The sequence below is a fragment of the Nostoc sp. genome (assembly GCF_036917935.1).
GTDB lineage: Bacteria > Cyanobacteriota > Cyanobacteriia > Cyanobacteriales > Nostocaceae > Nostoc.
In genome coordinates this window covers 1-2,378 of sequence record NZ_JBALEL010000031.1, presented here as the reverse complement: position 1 = coordinate 2,378, position 2,378 = coordinate 1, and the positions used below count along the sequence as shown (strand labels likewise).

Annotated in this window: 2 protein-coding genes and 1 pseudogene; 1 reads left to right on the top strand and 2 read right to left on the bottom strand. The window is 41.0% G+C overall.

Features of this window, described 5'->3' with window-relative positions:
* Positions 1-68: 68 nt before the first annotated feature.
* Positions 69-875: pseudogene (locus tag V7K62_RS13545) on the bottom strand (RNA-guided endonuclease InsQ/TnpB family protein); the annotation flags it as partial.
* Between the two features lie 219 nt (positions 876-1,094).
* Positions 1,095-1,775 (bottom strand): polysaccharide deacetylase family protein, encoded by a 681-nt coding sequence (locus V7K62_RS13540; RefSeq protein WP_334864700.1) that lies wholly within the window; start codon positions 1,773-1,775, stop codon positions 1,095-1,097.
* 382 nt (positions 1,776-2,157) lie between these two features.
* Between V7K62_RS13540 and V7K62_RS13535 the strand changes: the two genes are divergently transcribed.
* On the top strand, positions 2,158-2,378 hold a 221-nt coding region (locus tag V7K62_RS13535), incomplete at its 3' end, for a calcium-binding protein (protein WP_442937278.1).

Here is a 2,378-nt window from a genome sequence, read left to right as displayed (position 1 = left end):
AAACAATGATTTTTCACCAGATTTTTAATCCTCAAATCTGTGCGCTAAGAGCGCCCCGCTTCGCTAACATAGGCGATCAAATCGTTAGACTGAACTACGCACCGCGCTAATTTCACAGCATGGTCAAGACGTTGCCTACTTATTTTGAGGTGGCGTTTTCCTAAAATCTGTCTAGCCTTACCCCGATTTTTTGAACCTTTTACCTTTCTTGAAACTCGACGTTGTGAACGTTTGAGAACTTTTTCACCAAGACGAAGAAACTTAGGGTTCTCAATCATTACACCATCAGAGTCGGTGTAGTATTCTTTTAAACCGACATCTAGACCAACTGTATTACCAGTTGGCTCTATGTTCTCAAAACGGTTTACATCAATACAGAATTGAACGTACACACCGTCCGCACGCTTTACCAATCTTACCCGTTTAATTTGGTTAATTTGGTAGAAATGCAGGTCACGAGTACCTTTGAGTTTTAATCGCCCAATACCTTTTTTGTCGGTAAAGGTTATGGATTTACGATCTTGTGCAAGTTTCCAGCCTGAGGTTTTGTACTCAACAGAACGGCAATCTTTCTGGAATTGAGGATATCCTTTTAAACCTGGAATACCTTTCTTGCAGTTATCATAAAACCGAGAGATAGAAGACCATGCTCGTTCAGCAGAAGCTTGCCTAGCCATTGAGTTGAGTTCATTAGCAAAGGGAAAGTTAGCTGCAAGGACAGCACAATATTTTTGCAAATCGTTTTTACCTATATCTAAAACGTCCATCCATAGCCGAATACAGCTATTACGAATGAACTTGGCAGTACGAATTGCATCATTTATTGCGACTATTTGTGCTGACTTCCCATAAGCTTTGAACTCAAATACAAGCATCTTTTTACCTCCCATCTTATACTATCATGGCTGGTATAAAATATCAGAGGAGTTGAAAAACTTTATACAATCTTGGCGGTTGAATAAATTCAACCATTCGCTTATATCCCCCGCATGAATGACGAGGGCTTTACGCATCACGACCCGTAACTTATATGATTAGGAAACGTGATGATTTAGCGATCGCCCAACCTATTGAGAGCAATCCTTGTCTCCTTGTCAATGGTTTGTCTTAACTTGCTGCCATAGAGTATCAACAGTTACAAACTCATAACCTTGTTGTAGCAGTTGTGGAATGAGAATTTGAATTGTGGCAGCAACATCTTGTCCACCGCAAGCACCATCATGCAAAACAATTATTGAACCATTTTTGACCTGCTCCATAATTCGTTGTACCACCGTGGTGACACCTGGTCGCACCCAGTCTTCTGGTACAACGCTCCACATAACTGGGCGGTAATTCCACTGAAAGAACAATTTTAAAGTAGCAGGTGTAAATAAACCATTGGGGGGGCGGACATCTCGCACTTGTTCAGGTTGCAGGTTGCAGGCATTGTAGATAGCAGCTTGGGTTTTTTCTAAACTGTCCTTCAGGTGATTTGGGGAAAGCATCGGAAAAGAGCGATGATCGTAGCCATGTAATCCGATCCAGTGTCCGCGATCGCTAACGGCTTTAGCAATGGCTGGTGAACGGTTGACGCAAACACCCAACCAAAAAAAACTCGCTGTAATCTTGTAACGATCTAACACTGCCAAGACTTCGGGTGTGTATTGAGGATGGGGCCCATCATCGAATGTGAGCGCGATCGCTTTAATATGCGGATTTCCACCCCAAAGGCAGTTGGGAAAACTCGGCTGGAGAATGTTGTATAAAATTGGGAACAGGGGAGCTAGTTGCATAAAGTTTTTTCTTTTTTCCGTAATCTTGCATAATTACACTGGTTACTTAATATGAGACTGTTAAGCGTGAGAATCACTGCTTACCTAGCTTATATCTAGAACTTACACACTGTACAAATAAACAATTGTATGGATGAGCGCTCCTTATAAGATTAAGAAGTTTTCCCTTGTTCCTATTTCCCAAGTTGGAAATCTAGTTTCCACTCATGACCTATACCTACCTCGCTGACTCAACTTATTTTTTAGTTGTCAGACTAATAGGAAATAATCGCAGTCACAGAAGTAGGTGAAAAAGGGAATTCCAGCTTTTGCACATGATTATTTTTCTGTCGATGTGTAAGTTCTAATATTAACAATTACTCTTTATTAAGGAACAACTCTCGTGGCAATTAATTATTACGGAACTAATGGCAATGATGTTGTCTTCGGCAGTAGTGACAACGATACTCTCAGAGGTTTTGATGGTAATGACAGTCTTTATGGGAATTTTGGTGATGACAAACTGTTTGGTGGTGATGGCAATGACTTCCTAGATGGTGGCTTTGGCTTTGACACGATTAATGGTGGTGCTGGAACTGATACCACATCCTATGCTTTCTTTTC